Here is a 15458-nt window from a genome sequence, read left to right as displayed (position 1 = left end):
GGGCGCCCGGCACCACCAGAGTGGGATGACTGCACAACTGCACGACTGCATCGGGCCGGGGGTCTGCGGCCAGGAGGTGGGCAGGGCGCCAGGGCCGCGCACGGGCCTGCGGCCCAGGACGTGACTGCACAACGGCATAACTGCGCGACTGCGAGGCGGTGGACACCGGGCCCACGGCCACGGCCGATCACCACCAGGAGGTGACCCAGGACGTGACCGAGGACGTGACCGAGGAGCGGCGCGGGATGGCGGACACCAGCTGCGGCTGGGCGCCTGCGGACCAGGAGGAGGCGCCCGAGGGGCCGAGGTGGGGCCGGGGAGGCGCGTGGATGGTGCCACCGGCCTGCGGCCAGCTGCGGCTGGCGGCCCTACGACCCAGGAGGCACGGCCAGGGCGACGGACCGCCAGACCTCCCACGGGGCGCGGGCGCCGGGCGGGGGCCCAGGATGTGACTGCACGACGGTATGACTGTGCGACTGCGGGGCGGTGGACACCGGCCCACGGCCGATCACCACCAGGAGGTGACCGAGGAGCGGCGCGGGCGGGGGCTTACCGCGGATTCACCCCCCACCAAACAAAAACGGCCCCGCCAGCAATTTGCTGGCGGGGCCGTGGGGCTCCCTGAGTGGCGGGAGTATCCCCCCTGAGAACTCCCAGGCTATCGGCTAGAGGCCAGCAGTCTGAGCCATTCCGAGGCTGGGACGGAGATATGCCCTAGGGGCCGGTGCTGTGTGTCACGAATGTCGATTTTGTCGCCCCCAACTCGGCATTCGACGCAATTCGCGCCGTTCATGCTATAAGAGGACTTTTTGAATCCCTCTGTGGCGATTGCCCTATTTGTATTCATTTGCCTTTTCTTTCAGTATCAGGGCGGATGCGGTGGAGGATGCCGCATCCGCTAGGGCCGCACGGGCCACATCCTGCAAAAACGTGACGTCGGCCGGTCCGAGATCCACGCTACCCGTGGCGTGATCCGTGGTGGCGGCGGTGTGCCCGTCATGGAGGCGATACAGGCTGAACGGGGCGGTGACCCCGGGCAGGCCGCCTTGCACCAGGTGCACGGTGACCCGGCCCGCATCGATCAGCTGCACCAGGTGCTCGGCCTGTAGGCGCGCCACCTCGGGCGGGGCCGCGTGCAGCGCGGACGTGGGGAACAGGACCGTGATGCGGACATCGGCTGCGGCGGTGTCCAGGACCCTGCACCGGGAGGTGACTCGCTCCCGGATCGCCGAGGGGCTGTCGGCGGGGCGGCCGAGTAGGAGGGCCCAGTGGGCGTAGGCCGGGTGCTGGACCAGGCCCGGCACGCCCCCAGGGCTCACGATCTCCACCGCCCGGGAGCGGCCCAGCAGCGCCACGTCTCCGCGCAGGTGGGCGGGGACGCCACCGGCGCTTTTGGCATCCTCCCAGAGGGCAACTAGGCCGCCCTGTCCGCCTAGTGCGGAGTCCAGCGCGTGGGCGATGGTGACCGAGGGGAGGTGCTTGCCGCGCTCCCAATTGGAAATGGAGCCTGCGGCGTGGGAGATCTCTGCGGCCAGAGTCCGCTGGGTGTGGGGGGAGTGTGCCCTCAGGCGTACCAGCTCCGAGGCAAATGTTCGCTCATTCATGCTCAGATGATTGCAATCTCTGCTCAGATTTGTACAGACTCCTCACGGCTATATCAGCATCACTGGAATGGTGGCGTGGTGTGCATCACGCTGGTGACATGGCAAATCGCGCACAGCATCTCGCTGCCCTGGGCGTAGAACTTCAACGGCGCTCAATCGGTCACCAGATCGGACACAGGCACCATATTGGGACACCCCACCCGGCTCCCACTCTGACCGCTGGGGAGTACCTGGGGCAGGTACAGGTGACCGTCCCCCTGGGATCGGGCCTGTTCCGGTGGCTGGACCGTCACGGCCACGCCCAGCACATGACCGTGACCGATCCCGCCGCTGTGGCCGATCGGATTATCGCTGATCGGGCCGGGACCCTGTCGCCGCCCGAGCCAGATCCCACGTCTCCCCTCCCGCCCCCGCCCCCGCCTCCCCTGCCTCGCAGGACGCCGCGTCCGGCTCCCTGGCCACCCGCTGCGTGAGCACTCCTGGTCCCCAGGTCTGAGGTCTGGCGGACACCTCCTGTGGGGCCCACAAGAACGGCCCCCACCCAACGGGTGGGGGCCGTTGTGCTGTGGGTACCCCACGCACATCCCCTACGGCCACCGTGGCCGCACCGCCACGGTAGCGGCCCCGGGGGTGGTCTAGGACGGGAACACGAAACAGCCCTCCACCAGGTGGTGGAGGGCTGTTGATGTGGAGACGACCCCGGTGGGTCGCCTCTGAGACTAGAGGAGGAACTGGGCCAGGCGGGTGCGGTCCAGGTGGGGGGCCTGGACTAGCGCCGGGGCTGCGGCCCCGGGGGTGGCGTGGTCGGCGACGTACCACTGTCCGGGGTGGTGGCGCTCGGTGGCCGCACCCCCGGGCAGCACGATGGTGGCCTGGGCGCGGGAGAGACCGGCCACGGCCCTGCGGGCGGGGGTGCCGGTGCGGGGGGCGGCGGTGGGGATGTGGGTGGTGACGGAGTGGACTCCCAGGCCAGGCCCCTCTACGCGGATCAGGGACAGGGCCTCGCGGATGCGGTGGTAGGTGGCGGGGATGGGCTCCTGGTGCAGGCGTGACAGGGTGCGGTCGGGCTCATCCCAGATGAGCACGGTGCTCTCGCTGGTGTCGGTCACGCCGTGCAGGTAGCGGGCGGTGTGGGACTGGCGCACGTGGCTGGTCACGGTGGCCACCGCGTCGGCGACGGCCTCATGGTCGTAGGAATCGACCATGGAGACGGCCGGGAACACGAGATCGGCCAGATCGGGGACCAGGGGGGCCCATTCGTCCTCCTGGCCGATGATGACGATCTCGGCGACCTCGCCCTTGCGGACCAGCTGCGCGGCCACGGACTGGGCCAGCGCCGTTTTCCCACGCCCGGTGCCCGCGATGATCTCCAGCGGCCCGGAGGTGGCGCTCCACCACAGAGGGGCCTGGTCTCCGGTCAGGCCCAGGAGGGCGCCGACGTACCCCTGCGGGGTGGCGTCCACGTAGGTGCCGATGGCGTCTAGGGCCAGGTAGGAGGGGGTGTGCGTGTGGGTGGTCATGTGGTCCCTTTCTGATGTGGGGGCGCTTGTGGGGCGTCCCCGGGGTGAGAACAGAAGCGAGCATACCAATATGTCATTGTAATGACAATGAGGAATCCCGGGTGGTCCCGCCGCCGGTCAGGCCTACGCAGGGGGCGGGGGACGTGCACGCGTGTGACCACCGTGCCCGTGACCCATGGGGCGCCAGCGGGCCCCGCACGTGCGGGGCGACCCACACCGGGCGGTGTAGAGCGCGGGCGGGCCCGTGCGCGCGGGGCTGGGGTCATGCCGCACCCTCCCCAGCCAGGATGCGCAGTACCTGGCGGGTGGCGTGGCAATCGCCCAGGGCGGTGTGGTCCCCGCCCGGGAGTTTTTGCCAGCGGTAGTCCTGTGACCAGTCCTGCCATTCTCCGCACCATGCGGAGTAGGCCATCATCGCGCATTTGATTTCGAGTTTCATGAACTCGCCGAATGCCGCATATGCGGCGGGGTGGGGCTTGCTGGACTGGCGCATCAGGCGGATATCGAAACTTGAATTATAGATGACGATTGAGCTCACCCCGCGCGCCTTCCATTCGTCCCATAGGGGCGGGAATTTCTCCCCCCAGGTGGGGGCGTCGGCGACGTCCTCGGCGCTGATACCGTGGATGCTTTGTGCCCTGGGCTCTATTGGCACTTGAGGATTGACTCGGAAATTGGCGAGTTCTTTTCCATCGTGGGCCGAGATGGCGGCGAATTCCACGATCTTCGCCTTTCCTCGAAGGCCGGTCGTTTCCGTGTCTACAATGATGGAATCGGGGTCGGAGAGGATTTTCCTTGACGCTTGGGTGATGTCTTTCAATTGCTGGCTCCGGCTGGGGTAGGAGTCAGGATCTTCGACCCACATTGGAATATGCATACACTCTCCTAGAGGAACAAAAAAAGGGGGCCGCACCCCTGTGGGTGCGGCCCCGGGATCTCTTCCCATCCTACAGGCTCGTGCCGTCTTTCTCAGCGAATTCTGAAACCCCGAAAAATTCGCAGAGCTGACCCTTGGTGTAGGTCATTCCGCCCGGGCCCTCCTGACCCTTCGGGAACGACTCCCCCGCGCGCGTGCGCCGCCTTTTCGCAGTGTCCCATTTGACGGGGATAATGCCATCATTGCAGGCCGCCTTGAGGGTGTAGCGCTCCTCTACCGGTTGCTGGTGAACCTTTTTACTCACCTCGGGCGGCATACCGTGAATGAGGTGCGGCGGGGGCGTGGACAGGATGCGCGCCTGCTCCCTGGGGCGCCGGTGTCCCCTGTCCCCCGCGTCCCCTGACCCACCCGTGACCTCGTACAGGGGCGCGCCCACACCCGAGGGGACACCCCGAGGGGACAGGGGCGGGTGGGTGATGGGTCGCATGAACTCCTCCACATCCGACAATGACAGATAGGGCACCTGCACCTGGCGGTGAATGCCATTGAGAACCGCCACCCAACGTCCATTGATGGAGCTGTCCAGGGCACGGGGTCGGGTGTCGACAAGCATGTCCCACTGGGAGGGTGAGAATCGGGACAGGAGTTTCATTCCGAATTGGTCGCGCAAACCCATACTGCCCGTGGATTTGTCGTCCATGCGCTGATAGGCAGCGATGACATTCATGTTGACCTGACGGGCCTTGAGCAGAATGAATGCGATATCCGCCCAGATTGGCGGAGTGGCAGGGTCGCCCTTTTCCTTGACTTCCTTCCAAAACAGCTGCGATTCGAGCGCGAAACTGTTTTGCTCCTCCAGGATGAGAACCATTCGGTCGAACGTAGCGTTCGGATTTGCTTTCAGGATCTGATAGCGGCGATCCATCTCCGCGCGGAACCGAGAAATGGCGGCCCACTCCGCCTCGATCTCGTCATAGATCTTCAGCCCAGGAATGACGTCGTCCATCCCCTGTAGGGAGACCATTTTCGGGTCGATGACCGTAAAATGCTTCACGCCATGAAACGCCATCTGCGCGATAATCAGCCGGAAAAACGACGATTTACCGCCACCGGTTCCGACGCTCATTCCGACGTGCGGGGACTCCTGGTCGAAATCCAACCGGATCTCGGTTTGCTCCGTCCCCAGCCCCATCAGCGGAGTGCCGTGGCCGCCCTTTTCCAGGTACTCCCGCACGTCAGAAAAACTCAGATAGGAGGGGGGCGCGGGCTTGTGCGTGTACCGCACGAAATAGGGGGAGGTTTTGGTGATGGACCTATTCCATTCACCGCCCAGCCGCACCCGGATGTATTTGCTGGCCTGGTCCACCTGGTCGGGGCGCCAGGTGTCCGGCAGCGCCAGGCGGATGACCGACTCGGGGTCGGACAGGTAGGTGCGCGGGACCTCCAGCCCACGAATCGCGGTGCCCTCGGTCACCTCCAGCACCGGAGCCAGGAGCTTGGCCAGCGGCTCCACCAGCTTGCGCTGGTGCCGGGAGTTGAGGATGGCGATGGTCATCCTCCACGCGGCGCGTACCGAGATCAGGACCGCCACCAGGGCCACCAGCGTGTACGTGGCCGGAGCGTGGGCCCACCACCCCGCGCCCAGCGCGGGCGGGACCAGGCTGTAGCCGGTGCGCATCCCGGCGCGCGCCAACCGAGGACGCGTATAGAACCGCCCCCGGTAGACGGGGTCCACGCTCATCGTGGCCGGACGCAGCCACGTGGCGTCCGTTCGCGGCATACCGTCCATCGGACTACCTGAGAGCCACCGCCAGGAGTAGGCGAAAAATCCGGGGCCGCTCCGGGAGGCGCGGGCGCGGCGCTGGTCGCGCTCCATGTCGGCGCGCAGGCGCCGCAGCTCGTGGGGGGAGGCGGAACTGGGGCTGGGCAGGAACATGAGGGGTCCTCCAGTGCTGAGGCGTGTGCCTCGTGGGCCGGGGTGTCAGTGAGTCTAGTTAGCTGGTCAGCGCGGCGCGGGCGGGCGCTGGGGCGGTGATGGTCTGCCACCCGGTGGGGGTGGAGACGGCCCAGCGGCCCACGGTGCGCGGCGGGCGGGGTACCACCCCGCGCGGGTGGGCGTGGCCCAGCCGCGCGGCCACGTGGGGGCCCACCCGGGAGGTGGCCAGGGACCAGTGGTCGGTGGCCAGCCCCCGGGGCGGCTGGTGGGAGCGCACCACCAGGTGGAGCCCCACCCGGGGGCCGTGGGTGGCCAGGTGCCGCAGGTGCTCCAGCAGACCGCGCAGCTCCCTGCGGCCCCACACCAGCGCCCAGGAGTCCACCACCAGCAGCGCGCGCACCGGCGGGGGCGGCGCCCCGTGTCCGGTGGTGGTGGCCAGATCGGCCACGTCCCCGGCCAGCGCGGCCAGCTCCCCGGCCACGCCCAGGGCGTGGCCGGGTGTCCAGACCCGTGCGCGGTCTGGGGCCGCGCTCACCTGGTGGGCGTAGGGGGCGGGGGTGTGGGTGATGATCTCGGCACGGTGGTGGGGGTGGGCCAGGTGTGCGGCCACCAGGTGGGCGGCCCAGGTGGTGGCACCGGCCCCGGCCCCGGCGATCAGGGCCAGGTGGGGGCGGCCCGGAGTGGGGGCCCAGGTGTGGGGGTGGCCGCTGGGGGTGTGGCCCAGCAGCAGCGGCGACGCGGGCGCCATGGCGTGTCTCCCTCGGGGTGCGGGGGCGGGGTGGCCGATGGTGTGGGGCCCCGCCCCCCGGGGCGGGCGGGTGGTCAGGGGGCGGTGGTCCACACGTGGGCGGTGCGCGCCACGGTGACGGTGCGCGCCACGGCTGCGCCCGGGGGGCGGTAGGTGACGTCCACCAGGTGAGCGGCCAGCGGCTGACCCTGGTCGTCCACCAGGTCCCTGGGGGCGCTGTCCAGCATCGCGTGGGTGGTGCCGGGGTCCAGCGGGGACCAGGTGGGCTCTCCGGCGCCCAGGTCCAGGCAGGGCGCGCCGTGGGGGTCGACCCCCACGGCGATGGTGGCGCCCACGGGGATCTGGTCCAGGGGGCGGCGCGCCCATCCGGGCGGGGCGGTCACCAGACGGCGCACCAGGGCGCGGGGGCCGCGCTCGGTGCCGGTCCAGCGACCCGGGGTCAGCAGCACCCACCCGTGGGCGTGCAGGGCCTGCTCCGCTGCCTGGCGCACCGGGGGCGGCGACTGCTGGTGCTGGGCGGGGGTGAGGGTGACCAGGATCGCCTGGGGGTCGGCGCCGGGGCGGTAGACGGTGACCAGGTGGGCGCTCTCGGCGTCGGGCAGGGTGGTGATGATCGCGGCGGTCATGCAGGTCTCTCCTGTCGGTGGTGCGCCGGGTGGGGCCGAGACGGCCCCACCCGGCGTTCGTACTGGTCAGGGGTCTAGCGGGTCCACATCAGGCGGCCGTCCACGCACGCGTCGCAGATCCGATCGGCGGGGGCGGTGTCGGCGGGCAGTAGCCCCGTGGTGCGCCCGCACCAGGAGCAGGCGTAGGTGCGCGGCGCCTCAGCGGCGGTGGTACAGGTGCGGCGGGTACGGGAGATCATCGCTGCCCCTCCCCTACCTGCGCACCCTGGGAGCCCGAGACGTCCTCGGTGTCCCCGATGTCCTGGGGCGGGTGGGACAGGGCCCCACCCACCAGGTACCCCGCGCCTCCGGCGCTGACCAGCCCCAGGACCAGGACTCCGAGGGGGATCAGGGCGGGCGGGGTGAGCGCGGCCGCGCCCAGACCGGCGGCGCTGCCCACGCCGCCGAGGTAGATCAGGGTGCGGCGCCTCCCGGACGGGATGCCCAGCCACCACCTCAGGAGCGTCTCAACGGGCTCGGAGGCGGGGGTGGGGGCGGGCTCGGGGCGGGGGTCGAACGGGTCACGGTGTGAGAGCATGACGAAACCGGCCTTCCTGCGGCTATGTGGGTGGGTTCGGGTGGGGTGGCCGCTCCTGGTTTGGCGACTGGGCGGCCACCCCGTCTCATGTGCGGTCAGGTCCTGGGCGCGCAGATCGCGCGCCGGTAGCGGTTGCCGTGCTGGTCGAACTCGGCCAGGTGCGCGACCACGGCCAGCTGGCGCCGCTCGATCACGCGGACCAGGTACTCACGCGCGGTGGTGGACTTTCCGGTACCGATGCCGATACTGCGGATCAGCGGGGATCGTCCCTGCCGGTAGAGCGATTCCCAGTCGATGTCGGTGCGCATTTCTTAACCTTCCTGAGCTGCGGCCAGAGGCCGAATCGGGCGGACATTCTTGTTCTCCGAAACCAGCTCATCCAAAATCGGATTCACCTTGTCCGGGTTATAGGAAATCATGCGCTTTTCGAGTTCCGCGATAACGTGGACGCGATTCCCCTTCTCCATGTAAAGCGCGTGCAGGACTTCGGGCAACCAGTGTTCATTTCGCACCCGGTAGACGACGCTCTTGGCGGTCTCCCCGAACACATTCTGATAGGTGTCAGAGTCCATGACCGCGCGCACCTTCGACGTGTCCCCGTGGTGCCGGTCAAGCAACGTCATAATGGTCGCCTTCTTCGTGGAATTGGGCTCCGGGGTGGGCGTGCCACCCCCCTGGGGACCATCGTCCTCGGGGTCGTCGTCCCCCTCCTCGGGGTGGGAGGTACCCGAGGTACCTCCCGAGGTACCCACGGAGGTACCCGAGGTACCCGCGTCGGGTACCTCGGGGGTACCCGCGTCCTGGGCGCCGGGGGCGGGGGTACCCGCCTGCGGTGTCTGCGGCTGGGCGGGTACCTCGGGGGAGGTACCAAAAACCCCGGCTCGGGTACCACGCGCCTGGGAGGTACCCGGGGCGTCGGGGGTGGTGTGCGCAGTGGGGTACCCCGCCTCAGTGGCGGGGGTACCCGCCTGCGGCGCGGGTACCGCGTCAGCCTCGGCACCGGGGGCGCCCAGGGTCTGGGCGGGTACCACGCCGGGGGTGGGCGGGGTACGGTCCCCCCCCGAGGTACCCCGAGGTACCTGGGCGCTGACCTGCGCGGGTACCTCCTGGGTGGGTGCGTCGCCGGGGACGGTACCCGCGCCCTGGGGTGCGTCCTGGGTGGTGGGTACCCACCCCTCGTCGGGGGGGTTACTCGGCCCCTCCTGCCAGAGGTACCTGGCCGGGTGCACTGCCGGTGCGGTACCCGCCTGGGTACCAGCGCCCGGGGTGGTACCCGCCTGATCCGGGGTACCAGGTACCCGTGCGCCGGGTACGGTACCCGCCTGCGAGGTACCCGAGGTACCTCCGGTCTCGGCGTCGGGTACCCCGGCACCCACCCGGCGGGTACCCGGGGTACCTCCGGCGCCCTGGGAGGTACCCGGGGTGCCCTCCTCGGTGGTCACCATGGTCCCCAGGATGGACAGGGTGGTCTCCCTCTGGGAGTAGTCCAGACCGGCCACCTCCCCCACCCGGGTACGCACCTGCATGGCGCGCAGCAGGTCCACCGCGCGCGATTCGGTGGGCTCACCCGCGAATCCCAAACGGGTCATGTGCCGAATAGCGCGCTTTTCCAAACGGTGAATGAGGGCGTCCCGCTTTTCGTTCAGTCGCTGGGCCACGGCCACCTCCTTGCGATTCCGGCGCAATTCCCTCCGGGTGCCCTCCTCCAGCCGCTGAGGGACGGTCGTCATCGGAGAATTGCGAGCCTCGCGCAGCTCCATCAAAACGGCGCTGGCACGGTCCACCCGGACGGCGTGCAGAGCCTGCGGGGTGGTCCATTCCGGGTGCGCGGCGAGCTTGATGCGCAGCTGGGCGTATTCGACCGGGTGCGCTTTGAGAATGGCGTCGACGTTGCGGTTGCGCTTGTGGGTCTTTTCGTCGGCGACCCTTTTTCGGCGCATGTGCAGCGCGAACTCCACCACGGCGCCCAGCGCGAACGGCAGCGCTCCGAGGAACAGCACCCCTGCGGGCTCCACGGTGGGGTCGGCCTCGGCTTTGGTGCGCTGGAGGTAGGAGGCCGCGCAGATGACCACCCAGGTCATCACGGTGGCGACCGGCGCCGGGTAGCCTCGCTGGGCCTCCCGGAACCGCACGATCGCGAACCACAGGGCCAGGAACTCCACCACCACGATGACCAGCCACGACAGGGGCGGCCGGATGCCCGCGATGTCCTGGGCGAAATGGACCAGGCCGGGGAACACCAGGAGCAGGATGACCACGCCCAGGCCGATCGGCGCGGCCGTCTCGTACAGGGTCTCGGCGCTGACGCGCACCCGGCGCGCTCGGGCGAGTAGGGCCGTGGCGTGGCGCCACAGGGCGCGCACGCCCACGTAGCCCAGCCACGCGCCGCCCGCCACCAGCACCAGGGTGAGGATGACGGCGATGGTGCCCTGCGCGGCCTCGGGCAGAGAGGACCACGCGGCGCGCGCCAGCCGCAGGGCGGTAGCGGTGTCCATCACGCCTCCCGCAGGGCGGCCAGCGTGGCCGCGCCCAGGAGGGCGGCCTCGGTGATCGCGGTCAGGGCCAGTGCCGGGAGCGTCCCCAGGCCGGTGGCCTGGGAGACGATCGTGGCGGCGCCGGTCAGGGTGGCGGTGGCGGTGGCTGCGGCCAGGGTGATGCCGCCCAGGCAGGCGACGAACCGCAGGGGGTGGGTGGTCATTGGGGGGAGTCCTCGGTGTCGGTCTCGGTGGTCGGGGGTGCCAGCAGCGGGGCCACCTCATCCAGGTGCGCCGCGCCCACCTGGATGAGCGCGTCCACCACCTCCTCCTGGGTGAGCTTGCGTCCGGCCCGCGCGGTGAGCTGGGGCAGAGCGGAGAAGTTCACCAGGTCCACGGTGGGCTTGCCGCACAGGACGCGGTGGTACTTCTTCGTCTTCTTCGGGGTGGCGGCCATGTGTGGCGGCCTCTCTAGTAGTCGCATGAGGGCAACCCTTGCACAGGGTTGCCAAGGTTGGCAAGCCTTGAATGGGCGTGCCAAGATTTTCTTGTGTCATGGTTGGCAAGCATGGCCGACCCTGGGTATTGTCTCCCACGTCGCGTCTGGCGTCACGGCTACCACACGCGTCCCACGAAAACGGACATTCGTGCTCATCGCGGCCGACACCGGCCACGAAATGATCACTGCGGCCACATGTGGGACTGCGGTCCGGCATGATGGCAGACACAACTGAAGCCGCCCCGGCCGATTGGCCGGGGCGGGAAGCTTCGCATCTGGTGCTTGATCTTGGCGGACTCTCACCAGATGCCATATATAGGGCGGAGCCCTGTTTTGCGTTCCCCACTATACGGCCTCTGCGGCCGTTGTGTAGTCATCTCCCACAATCGGTCACACACGGTGTCCGTAAACTCCCTCCCCGCTGATGTCGCAGGTCGGGCGGGTGAGACCCGATGACCACCACCGACGCCCGTGTCGTGCTCCTGCCCCACCCCGCTCCGACCGAGGTCCCCGGCTCCCCTGGCTGGTATGTGGACACCCGCACCCCCCGCCTGGTGCGTGTCCGCAAAACCGCCCGCCGCACCGCCACCGGGGACGCCCCCGCACCGGAAACGGTCCTGCGCTGGCTCCCCGAGGTCCAGCGGGTGCTGGTCACCCCTGATGACCTCGGCTCGGTTGCCCAGGTCCACTACCAGGTGGCCGTGGGCGCGGACGTGCGCACCGTCACCGCCCAGCAACTGCGCACGGGTGAGGTCTGGGACCACTACCCCGCAGCCGTGGGCGTGGGCACCCGACAGGTACGTGACGTACTCCACAACGTGGTGCGACTCCTGGGCGCGGAGGCGCCCCGGATCAGGGCCACCACCCGCACCGGCTGGCACACCGACCCCGAGTTCCCCGACCAGCGGGTGTTCGTGCGTCACGACGGGACCACCGTCCCGGCCGGGCGCCCGATCGCCCTGGTCTACACCCCCGACGCGCAGGTGGCCACGCTGGCCGCGCCCTACCCCCACACCCCCGACGCCGCGACGGTGCGCGCCCACCTGGCCGAGATCGCCCACCACGGCGGGTGGGCGCCGCTGGTCGCGCTGGGAGTGGGGGCGCGGGCGCTGGCCCAGTCCATCCGTCCCGTGACGGCGGCGCTGGTCATCACCGGTAGCCCCGGGATCGGGAAAACCTCCTGCACGACGCTGGCGCGGGGGTTGGTGCTGCGGCACGCGTTCCCGCCGCCGCCCACGGTGCGGGTGATGGGTGACACCCTGGCCCACCTGGAAATGCGGCTGGACTCCGATGCCGACGTGCCCTCCCTGGCCGATGACGTGGCCCTGACCGGTGAGTCGGGCGGGGCCGAGTCCTCCGAGGTCATCACCAAACTCGACCGGATCATCCGCAGCGTGGGCAACGGCGCGGGGATGCGCGGTCGCCAGCGCAGGGACCCCTCAGAATCGCAGAGCATGCGGTTCGTGCGCTCCCCGGTGATGATCACCGCCCAGACCATGCCCCAGGTCCAGGCGTCCCTGATGCGTCGCACCGTGATGATGCACCTACAGGAGGGGGACGCGCGCCCGCAGTGGTGGGCGGACCTGGGGGAGGACGGGGTTCGCCACGCTGACCGGGTGGGCCCCTCGGTGCGCGCCCTGGGCGATGCGATCATCACCCGCCTGGCCCAGGCCCAGGGCCAGGAGGCCACCCGTGTGGTGGACGCCGCCGACGCCGCCGCCCTGCGGGTGCTGGCCGCGCACATGGACCGCCTCATGCCCGACTGGGACGGCGCCGCCCTGGGCATGGGCCAGGTGGTGCGCTCGGCCGCGCAGATGCTGGGTGGGCTGGTGCTCATCGCCCAGGCCGCGCAGCTGGGCGCCGATCAGGCCCGGTCCCTGGTGGACTACGCCGCCGCGCAGCTGGCGCCCAGCCTGGTGCATCAGCACGCGCAGACGCACGACCGTGCCTCTCGCACTGACGATTTGGGCACCGCTGTGGGTGATGTGGTCCGCACCGCCCTGGTGGCCGGACGGGCGCACGTGTGCGGCCCGGACGGGACCCCCGGCGCGCGGGTGCCGGGCCGCCCCGATTCCGAGCTGGGCATCAGCCGCGTGAGCGGTCAGCCGCATGGGCGGGGCGTGGCGCTGTACTGGCTCCCGGACCGGAGCGCGGTGGGGGTGAGCGGGGCGTCCCTGCACATCCTGACCGAGGCCTCTCGTGATGTGCGGGTGGCGGGGATGACGGCGCGGTCGCTGCCCGGGGCGCTGCTGCGGGCGGGGGCGGCGCTGCCCTCCCCCCAGAGGTCGCAGGGCAAAAACGCGGGGACCACGCGTACCTGGATCAGCGCGCTACAGGACCGTGTGGCGCTGGTGATGCTGCGGCCTGAGGTGATCTGGCCGGACCTGGGCGACGCCGAGGACGGTACGGCCCCGGACGCGCCGCGCGCCTCGGTGGGGCCCGTGGGTCCGGCCCCGGTGCTGGACTCCCCCGCCGCTGACTCGACCCCGGGCGGCGCCCAGGAGGAGCCGCAGCAGGCCCCCCAGGAGGAGGTGACCCCGGCGGCCGCTGTCTCCGTCCCGGTGGCCCAGCAGGAGCCGCAGCAGGCCCCCCAGGACCAGGAGGGCCCCGAGGAGACCGAGGGCGCTGCGGTGCTGGCGCTGGGCGTGGACGGCGACCAGATCATCGCTGACACCGGCCAGTGCTGGGACCTGGAATGGGGCGCCGAGGGGATGGGGAGGTTCCTGGACCGGATCGCTGGGCTCATGCCCGAGGGCGGCACCGTGGCCGTCACCGCCGAGATGGCGCGGACGGTGGGCTACCCCGCCAAGGCGTGGGCGGCCCCGAAAAAAATCACCAGCCGCACCAAGCGCCCCGAGGCCTACGACCAGGCCGAGGGGGCCGGGTGGTCGGGCAGCGCGGCGGGGATCGGCGCGTATACCTCCTGGTGGGGGCAGGGTAGGCCCTCCATCACCATCGCGGTGCTGGACTGGATGGATGACCGGCGCGTGTCCGGTGCGGGGCTGCTGTCCACGCAGGACACCCCGCTACAGGCCGCGCTGGTGCTGGGCGGGTACCGGGCCCGAGTGGGCGCCGCCTACCGGATGACCGCTGGCACCACGGGTGTGGCCCGCCTGCGGGAGATGACCCCCCGGGCCGTGACGTGGCTCTGGGACGGCGGATCGACTCCAGCCGCTGTGGCGCCCTGGGAGCGCGACGCGTCCAGCGCGCGCCCGCTCACCGCGACCGACACCGGGCGCCGGTGGGCGCACTGCCTGGACGCGCGTGTGATGTACCTGGCCGCCATGAGCACCGCCGAGTGCTCGGCCGCAGCTCAGATCTACGCCGGGCGCGTGCGGTGGAATCCCAAGCGCGCGGGGTACTGGCGTATCCCCTGGCGCGCGGACGGCTACCGGGTAGCCGAGGGCGCGCCGCCCCTGGTCGTGGGCCACGCTGACGATGACGGGATGGTGGCGGTGACGACACCGACGCTAATCCTGGTGGCCCAGCACCACCCGACCGTGGTCCAGGAGCCGCTGGACGCCTACCTGTCCCCGGTCAAGGCACCTGCGGTTCGCGCCATGCGCGATTACGCCGAGATGCTGCGCGACGCATATTTCGGTATCCCTGAGGACACCGAGGACGAGGAGGCCCAGCGCATCCGGGGCGCCGTCAAAGCGACCATCCGGGAGACCGTGGGAATGCTGCGGCGCGGCACGCGATTCATGCACCGTCCCGATTTCCACCACACGGTGGTGGCCACGGGTCGCGCGAATCTGAATCGGAAGATCATTCGGGCGCACGAGATGTCGGGTGAATGGCCCATGCTGGTGCGCACCGATGAGGTGTGGTATTCGTCGGACTCCCCCACTCCGGATGGGCTGGGGATCTGGTACCCCGCTGTCAAGGGAATGGCCCGACAGGACGCTCCCGCGTACCCCAAGGGGGAAGGGCTGGGGACCTACGACCACAAGGACACCATGAGCATGGACGCATTCCGCGCGAAGTTCGCTAAGGAGCTGACGAAGCAGTGAGCGACGATCAGGCCAATTTTGATGCGCGCGTGGGTGAAGAGGTCTACCGGCGCATGACCAACAAAAGTCCGGCCTCCGAGGGGAAGACCCACGGGGCGTGGACCAGGGACACCATCAAGAACCTGGGCGGCGCCGGGCGCGGTGGCGGGGTGCGGGCGCTGGCCGAGAAAATGGGGGTGTCCACCTCTACCGTGCGGCGCTGGGCCAAATCCCTGAATCGCTCCGGGAAAGGGATCTCCGAGGAGCACAAGGCCGATCTGAAAAGGGCCCAGCGTGCGGCGCGCATCATCCCTAGCCGCGTGGAGGGATTGAAAGGCAATTTGGGCCCCGGGGCTGCGGCGAGTGGGGGCGGGTTGTCGATCACCGGCATGATTCGCAAATCCGGGGACGTGCGCCAGCGCACCATTCAGATTGGCTATTACATTCCCCCGACTGCGGCCGACGACGTGATTCGGGCGCTGATAGATGGCGGAATGTCAGCCGCCACGGACGCAGTGCACGCAATGATTCACATGTACTACTGCGAGGATATGGTTATTGAATCCTTGCAGGACATCAGCTGGTAGTGAAATCTGAGGGGGGTG

16 protein-coding genes are annotated in these 15458 nt (G+C 69.8%); 3 read left to right on the top strand and 13 right to left on the bottom strand.

Going from position 1 to position 15458, the window contains the following annotated elements; all coding sequences use genetic code 11:
• The first annotated feature begins 212 nt into the window (after positions 1–212).
• On the top strand, positions 213–452 hold the full coding sequence (locus ACFYL4_RS27050) for a hypothetical protein (protein ID WP_387522163.1): 240 nt from the start codon (positions 213–215) through the stop codon (positions 450–452).
• 206 nt (positions 453–658) lie between these two features.
• On the opposite strand, the gene ACFYL4_RS27045 is transcribed toward ACFYL4_RS27050, so the two are convergent.
• The 13 genes from ACFYL4_RS27045 to ACFYL4_RS26985 all read right to left on the bottom strand — a co-directional run bounded on the left by ACFYL4_RS27045 (position 659) and on the right by ACFYL4_RS26985 (position 10819).
• Positions 659–847 (bottom strand): DUF397 domain-containing protein, encoded by a 189-nt coding sequence (locus ACFYL4_RS27045; protein WP_387522161.1) that lies wholly within the window; start codon positions 845–847, stop codon positions 659–661.
• On the bottom strand, positions 834–1604 hold the full coding sequence (locus ACFYL4_RS27040; RefSeq protein ID WP_387522159.1) for a Scr1 family TA system antitoxin-like transcriptional regulator: 771 nt from the start codon (positions 1602–1604) through the stop codon (positions 834–836). The genes ACFYL4_RS27045 and ACFYL4_RS27040 overlap by 14 nt, the downstream gene beginning before the upstream one ends.
• Before the next feature lie 719 nt (positions 1605–2323).
• Complete coding sequence (locus ACFYL4_RS27035) at positions 2324–3124, bottom strand: hypothetical protein (RefSeq protein ID WP_387522157.1); 801 nt, start codon at positions 3122–3124, stop codon at positions 2324–2326.
• A gap of 262 nt (positions 3125–3386) precedes the next feature.
• The gene (locus ACFYL4_RS27030) at positions 3387–4001 is read right to left on the bottom strand and encodes a 3'-5' exonuclease (RefSeq protein ID WP_387522155.1); all 615 of its coding nucleotides are present in this window, start codon (positions 3999–4001) and stop codon (positions 3387–3389) included.
• Between the two features lie 70 nt (positions 4002–4071).
• Positions 4072–5937 (bottom strand): FtsK/SpoIIIE domain-containing protein, encoded by a 1866-nt coding sequence (locus tag ACFYL4_RS27025; protein WP_387522153.1) that lies wholly within the window; start codon positions 5935–5937, stop codon positions 4072–4074.
• Between the two features lie 58 nt (positions 5938–5995).
• Entirely contained in the window at positions 5996–6685 is a 690-nt protein-coding gene (locus ACFYL4_RS27020) for a hypothetical protein (RefSeq protein WP_387522151.1), read from the bottom strand.
• Between the two features lie 74 nt (positions 6686–6759).
• Entirely contained in the window at positions 6760–7311 is a 552-nt protein-coding gene (locus ACFYL4_RS27015; RefSeq protein ID WP_387522149.1) for a hypothetical protein, read from the bottom strand.
• Between the two features lie 74 nt (positions 7312–7385).
• Complete coding sequence (locus ACFYL4_RS27010; RefSeq protein ID WP_387522147.1) at positions 7386–7550, bottom strand: hypothetical protein; 165 nt, start codon at positions 7548–7550, stop codon at positions 7386–7388.
• The gene (locus tag ACFYL4_RS27005; protein WP_387522145.1) at positions 7547–7888 is read right to left on the bottom strand and encodes a hypothetical protein; all 342 of its coding nucleotides are present in this window, start codon (positions 7886–7888) and stop codon (positions 7547–7549) included. Before ACFYL4_RS27005 ends, ACFYL4_RS27010 begins: the two co-directional genes overlap by 4 nt.
• A gap of 95 nt (positions 7889–7983) precedes the next feature.
• Positions 7984–8196 carry a hypothetical protein gene (locus tag ACFYL4_RS27000; protein ID WP_387522143.1) on the bottom strand — a complete coding sequence of 71 codons (213 nt, stop codon included), beginning with the start codon at positions 8194–8196 and terminating at the stop codon, positions 7984–7986.
• Between the two features lie 3 nt (positions 8197–8199).
• Entirely contained in the window at positions 8200–10383 is a 2184-nt protein-coding gene (locus tag ACFYL4_RS26995; RefSeq protein WP_387522141.1) for a hypothetical protein, read from the bottom strand.
• Positions 10383–10586 (bottom strand): hypothetical protein, encoded by a 204-nt coding sequence (locus ACFYL4_RS26990; RefSeq protein WP_387522139.1) that lies wholly within the window; start codon positions 10584–10586, stop codon positions 10383–10385. The genes ACFYL4_RS26995 and ACFYL4_RS26990 overlap by 1 nt, the downstream gene beginning before the upstream one ends.
• Positions 10583–10819 carry a hypothetical protein gene (locus ACFYL4_RS26985; RefSeq protein WP_387522137.1) on the bottom strand — a complete coding sequence of 79 codons (237 nt, stop codon included), beginning with the start codon at positions 10817–10819 and terminating at the stop codon, positions 10583–10585. The genes ACFYL4_RS26990 and ACFYL4_RS26985 overlap by 4 nt, the downstream gene beginning before the upstream one ends.
• A 494-nt stretch (positions 10820–11313) precedes the next feature.
• On the opposite strand from ACFYL4_RS26985, the gene ACFYL4_RS26980 reads away from it, so the two are divergent.
• Together ACFYL4_RS26980 and ACFYL4_RS26975 are read left to right on the top strand one after the other, a co-directional pair.
• Complete coding sequence (locus tag ACFYL4_RS26980; RefSeq protein ID WP_387522135.1) at positions 11314–14874, top strand: hypothetical protein; 3561 nt, start codon at positions 11314–11316, stop codon at positions 14872–14874.
• Positions 14871–15440 carry a hypothetical protein gene (locus ACFYL4_RS26975; RefSeq protein WP_387522133.1) on the top strand — a complete coding sequence of 190 codons (570 nt, stop codon included), beginning with the start codon at positions 14871–14873 and terminating at the stop codon, positions 15438–15440. Before ACFYL4_RS26980 ends, ACFYL4_RS26975 begins: the two co-directional genes overlap by 4 nt.
• Positions 15441–15458 lie beyond the last annotated feature (18 nt).

This window comes from Nocardiopsis sp. NPDC006938, assembly GCF_042869555.1.
In the GTDB taxonomy this organism is placed as follows: Bacteria; Actinomycetota; Actinomycetes; order Streptosporangiales; family Streptosporangiaceae; genus Nocardiopsis.
The sequence above is the reverse complement of the archived record's forward strand: the minus strand, read 5'-3'. Positions and strand labels throughout refer to the sequence as shown.

Coding starts and splice junctions, on each gene's coding strand:
- ACFYL4_RS27045 (WP_387522161.1), bottom strand. CDS start 847: ATGAATACAAATAGGGCAATCGCCACAGAGGGATTCAAAAAGTCCTCT.
- ACFYL4_RS27040 (WP_387522159.1), bottom strand. CDS start 1,604: ATGAATGAGCGAACATTTGCCTCGGAGCTGGTACGCCTGAGGGCACAC.
- ACFYL4_RS27035 (WP_387522157.1), bottom strand. CDS start 3,124: ATGACCACCCACACGCACACCCCCTCCTACCTGGCCCTAGACGCCATC.
- ACFYL4_RS27030 (WP_387522155.1), bottom strand. CDS start 4,001: ATGCATATTCCAATGTGGGTCGAAGATCCTGACTCCTACCCCAGCCGG.
- ACFYL4_RS27025 (WP_387522153.1), bottom strand. CDS start 5,937: ATGTTCCTGCCCAGCCCCAGTTCCGCCTCCCCCCACGAGCTGCGGCGC.
- ACFYL4_RS27020 (WP_387522151.1), bottom strand. CDS start 6,685: ATGGCGCCCGCGTCGCCGCTGCTGCTGGGCCACACCCCCAGCGGCCAC.
- ACFYL4_RS27015 (WP_387522149.1), bottom strand. CDS start 7,311: ATGACCGCCGCGATCATCACCACCCTGCCCGACGCCGAGAGCGCCCAC.
- ACFYL4_RS27010 (WP_387522147.1), bottom strand. CDS start 7,550: ATGATCTCCCGTACCCGCCGCACCTGTACCACCGCCGCTGAGGCGCCG.
- ACFYL4_RS27005 (WP_387522145.1), bottom strand. CDS start 7,888: ATGCTCTCACACCGTGACCCGTTCGACCCCCGCCCCGAGCCCGCCCCC.
- ACFYL4_RS27000 (WP_387522143.1), bottom strand. CDS start 8,196: ATGCGCACCGACATCGACTGGGAATCGCTCTACCGGCAGGGACGATCC.
- ACFYL4_RS26995 (WP_387522141.1), bottom strand. CDS start 10,383: ATGGACACCGCTACCGCCCTGCGGCTGGCGCGCGCCGCGTGGTCCTCT.
- ACFYL4_RS26990 (WP_387522139.1), bottom strand. CDS start 10,586: ATGACCACCCACCCCCTGCGGTTCGTCGCCTGCCTGGGCGGCATCACC.
- ACFYL4_RS26985 (WP_387522137.1), bottom strand. CDS start 10,819: ATGGCCGCCACCCCGAAGAAGACGAAGAAGTACCACCGCGTCCTGTGC.
- ACFYL4_RS26980 (WP_387522135.1), top strand. CDS start 11,314: ATGACCACCACCGACGCCCGTGTCGTGCTCCTGCCCCACCCCGCTCCG.